The 3,777-nt window shown below is 68.4% G+C and carries 4 protein-coding genes; 2 read left to right on the forward strand and 2 right to left on the reverse strand.

All coding sequences use genetic code 11. The annotated features are described in order from the left end of the window. Positions 1 to 301 (forward strand): YdeI/OmpD-associated family protein (locus E7Z54_RS05420; RefSeq protein ID WP_168798177.1); only part of this gene is annotated, 301 nt, incomplete at its 5' end. Between the two features lie 230 nt (positions 302 to 531). Here the strand turns inward: E7Z54_RS05420 and E7Z54_RS05425 are convergent. After that, the gene (locus tag E7Z54_RS05425) at positions 532 to 1,257 is read right to left on the reverse strand and encodes a GNAT family N-acetyltransferase (RefSeq protein ID WP_206056026.1); all 726 of its coding nucleotides are present in this window, start codon (positions 1,255 to 1,257) and stop codon (positions 532 to 534) included. A 49-nt stretch (positions 1,258 to 1,306) separates the two neighbouring features. Continuing rightward, positions 1,307 to 1,687 carry a winged helix-turn-helix transcriptional regulator gene (locus E7Z54_RS05430; protein WP_206056027.1) on the reverse strand — a complete coding sequence of 127 codons (381 nt, stop codon included), beginning with the start codon at positions 1,685 to 1,687 and terminating at the stop codon, positions 1,307 to 1,309. Between the two features lie 64 nt (positions 1,688 to 1,751). Between E7Z54_RS05430 and E7Z54_RS05435 the strand changes: the two genes are divergently transcribed. Further along, a partial coding sequence (locus E7Z54_RS05435; protein ID WP_136431990.1) for an LLM class flavin-dependent oxidoreductase occupies positions 1,752 to 3,777 on the forward strand: 2,026 nt, incomplete at its 3' end.

Genomic DNA, 3,777 nt, shown 5'->3' on the forward strand with positions numbered 1-3,777 from the left:
CGGGCGGTGGGACGCGGCGTACGCCGGTCCGGCGACCCGCCAGGCGCCCGACGACCTGGCCGCGGCGATCGCGGCGGAGCCGGACGCGCAGGCGATGTTCGATGTGCTCACCAGCGCCAACCGGTTCGCGCTGATCCATCGCGTCGAGAGCATGAAGCGTGCGGAGGGCAGGGCCCGCAAGGTCACCGAGATGGTGGAGATGCTGGCGCGCGGCGAGACGATCTACCCGCAGAAAGCGGGCCACCCTGGACGGGCAGGTCAGGGCGCCGACGCCCGGCCTGAGGGCCACCGGTCGCCATGACCAAGTGGGATACCTGATGGCGCCGACCTGATGCACGCCGCGAAGCAGATCTCGACAACTTCGGCTCCGAGGGCCACTGATGGCTCGCTCAACTGAAGACTGGTTGGTGCACCCCGAGGGTGAACGACCCGAGGAAACGGGAGGGAACCGGAGGCAACTGGAGAGCGGTTACAGGCTCAGGACTGCGAGTCGCGTTGCAGACATATGCAGGATTCCTCCCGTATGGAGGATCATGAACAGGAGGCGGCGTCGGGCTCGATCGCCGATCGACTGCCAAGGTCCGCGGACAGCGCCGCGTAGATGTACTCGCTGCCCCAGCGATCCCCGTCGAGGTCGTTCTCGACCAGGTGCGCCTCCCGGCGCATCCCGAGGCGCTCACAGACCCGCACAGACCCGGTGTTCTCCACATCCAGCCGCGCGTAGAGCCGGTGCACGCCCAGCGCGTCGAAGGCAAACCCCGCCAGCGCCGCGGCCGCCTCGGTCGCGTAGCCGTGCCCCTGGTGGGCTGGGTGGAGAGTCCAGCCGATCTCGGCTTGGGCTGCGCGGGCATCGGCCAGGGTGAGGCTCACCTCGCCGAGGACACCGGGCTCATCGCGTCGGCAGACGGCGAGCGCCAGTCTGTCCCCGTCGGCGCGCCAGGCCGTCTGCGCCGCGCGCTCGGCGGCAACCTGTTCGCTGCGCTCACGCGTGTGCGCCGGCCGGTACAGGTAGCGCGCCACACTCGGCAGGCTCTGGTAGGCGTACAGGTCGTCGGCGTCGCCGGGAGTGAACAGACGCAGCGACAACCGGGACGTCGTCAACGGCAGGAGCGAGGCGATGTCCATGCGGACCTCCGGGACGCGGATGTAGCTCAAGTCGCAGACTGATTGTCGCATCACGACTGCCGGCACCACTTCACCACGAGGCGCCGCATCCCAGGAACTGTTTGCTAGCTGACGCGAGTTGATGTGGAACATCGTGATGGCGATGCTCGCTGGTGGCGGGCACGGTCGGCCACAGTCGCGGTCAGGTGCGGGCTCGCTGGCCAGAGGGTTCGGGTGAATGTTCCCAGCGATGGCCGTAGGCCACTAGTGGCTGTAACGCGGCAAGCAGTTCTTGGCCCCGAGTGGTGAGGCCATAGCGGACAGATACAGGTGTCGTGGGCTCGACCGTGCGCGAGACGAGGCCGGCGCGCTCGAGCTCTTTGAGTCGGAGGGCGAGCATCCGGTCGGAAAGGCCTTCCGCCATCGCCCTGATCTCTCCGAAGCGGGCCGCGCCGCGGCCGAGGGCGAGCAGGATCGCGCTGTTCCAGCGGCGCCCGATCAGCTCGATCGTGGCGCAGGCCGAGTGGCACTGTGATTCGTCAATGACGTCGCGGGACTGAGGGGCGGGCCTGACCTTTGGCACTTACCAAAGATAAGTCACTTATGGCGTGATTGGCAATGAGCCGGGGACTGGCGATCCTGGCCGTATGCCCGACTATGGTCACGCGCTGCGCTTCGGCACGTTCATCACGCCCGTCCACACGCCGGTCATGCACGCGGTGGAGAAGGCGGAACTGGCCGAGGGACTGGGTTTCGACCTTGTCACCTTCCAGGATCACCCGTACCAGCCATCGTTCCACGACACCTGGACGTTGCTGACGTGGGTGGCTGCGAGTACGTCGAGGATCCAGGTCTCTGGCAACGTGTTGAACCTGCCGTTGCGTCCCCCCGCGATCCTGGCCAGGTCGGCCGCGAGCCTGGACCTGCTGTCCGGTGGACGATTCGCACTGGGCCTGGGTGCGGGAGCGTTCTGGGACGCGATTGAGGCCATGGGTGGTCGGCGTCTCACTCCGGGCCAGAGTGTCGATGCGCTGAGTGAGGCCGTCGACGTGATCCGTGGCATCTGGGATCCCGATGTCCGCGGACCACTCCGAGCCGGCGGTGAGTGGTACCGGGTGAACGGTGCGAAGCCGGGCCCGGCGCCTGCGCACGAGATCCCGATCTGGCTTGGTGCATTGAAGCCGCGGATGCAGCGACTGGTGGGGGAGAAGGCGGACGGGTGGCTGCCCAGCTTCCAGTACATCGGGAGCGAAGGGCTGACCGCGGGCAACCGGGTCATCGACGAGGCAGCCGAGAGCGCCGGCCGCGACCCCCGGGAGGTCACCCGGTTGTTGAACATCTCGCCCGGGATGCCGGCCGAGGAACTCACGCGGATGGCGGTCGAGGAGGGCGTCAGCGTATTCATCCTGGCCACCGACGACCCAGGCCAGCTGGAAGAGTTCGCGAGCGACGTGATCCCGGCTGTGCGCAAGGACGTCGAGGGCGGGCGAGCGGCTCACGGGACCCGGCCCGCTGCACGAGTCCGCGGCCAGAAGGCGCTCTCACTTCGGCAGCCGGGCATCGACTACGACGGCCTGCCGGCCTCCCTGATCGAGGCGGCTGTGGAGCCGGGCGATGCCGCGTACCGCCGCTACCGCTCGGCGTACATGCGCGGCGGCGCGCCCGGTCTCGTCCTGCGGCCGAGGACGGTCGAACAGGTACGGGACGCTGTTGAGTTCTCGGGTGAGCATCGGGAGCTGCCGCTGGGAATCCTCAGTGCCGGCCATGGTGTGTCCGGGCGGTCGGTCAACCAGGGTGGACTGGTCATCGACGTCAGCGCGCTCAACCACATCGAAGTCCTCGACGCCGAGGCGGGACGGGTGCGGATCGGGCCGGGCGCGCGGTGGGTTGATGTCGCCCTGGCCTTGGCGCCGCACGGTCTGGCCATCTCTAGCGGCGACTACGGGGGTGTGGGCGTCGGCGGCCTGGCAACCGCGGGGGGCGTGGGGTGGTTCGCCCGGCAGCACGGGCTGACCATTGATCACCTGCGATCGGTCGACGTGGTGCTGGCGGACGGCGCCCTCGCGCACGCCAGTGAGGAAGAGAACCGCGACCTGTTCTGGGCGATGCGCGGTGCGGGGGCCAACTTCGGCATCGCGGTCTCCTTCGACTTCCAGGCCGCACGAGTCGCCCAGTTGGGGTTCGCGCAGCTGACCTTCGACGCCACCGACACTGCCGGGTTCATCGAGCGCTGGGGGACCTACATCGAGAACGCCGACCGCGCTGTATCCGGCGAAGCGATCCTCGCCTCAGCTCGTGGCGGTGGGCGAACCGCTCGGGTGCTGCTCGCGGTCGACAGCGACATCCCCGATCAGATCGTCGAGCATCTGCAGCCGATCACTCAAGTGGCCCCGCTGCTCGACCAGCAGATCGCCATCGGCCGCTATGACGAGGTCATCGGGATGTTCGTCACCGACCAGCCGCAACAAGGCCAAGGCGAACCCGTGTCACGGTCCGGTCTCATCGGCCACCTCTCTCGCGACTTCGCCCACGCGACCGCGGCGTTCCTCGACAGTGGGGTCTCTCCATGGTTCCAGATCCGAACCGTGGGCGGCGCGGTCGCGGACACTCCGGCCGACGCCACCGCCTACGGGTGGCGTGACGCGAACTTCTCGATCGTGGCGCTGGGCTCCC

Source organism: Nocardioides sp., from assembly GCF_004803405.1.
Taxonomy (GTDB): Bacteria; Actinomycetota; Actinomycetes; order Propionibacteriales; family Nocardioidaceae; genus Nocardioides; species Nocardioides vastitatis.

What these genes read in the sequence shown, in the direction of transcription:
- E7Z54_RS05425 (WP_206056026.1), bottom strand. Translation starts at nt 1,257, where the DNA reads ATGTTCCACATCAACTCGCGTCAGCTAGCAAACAGTTCCTGGGATGCG.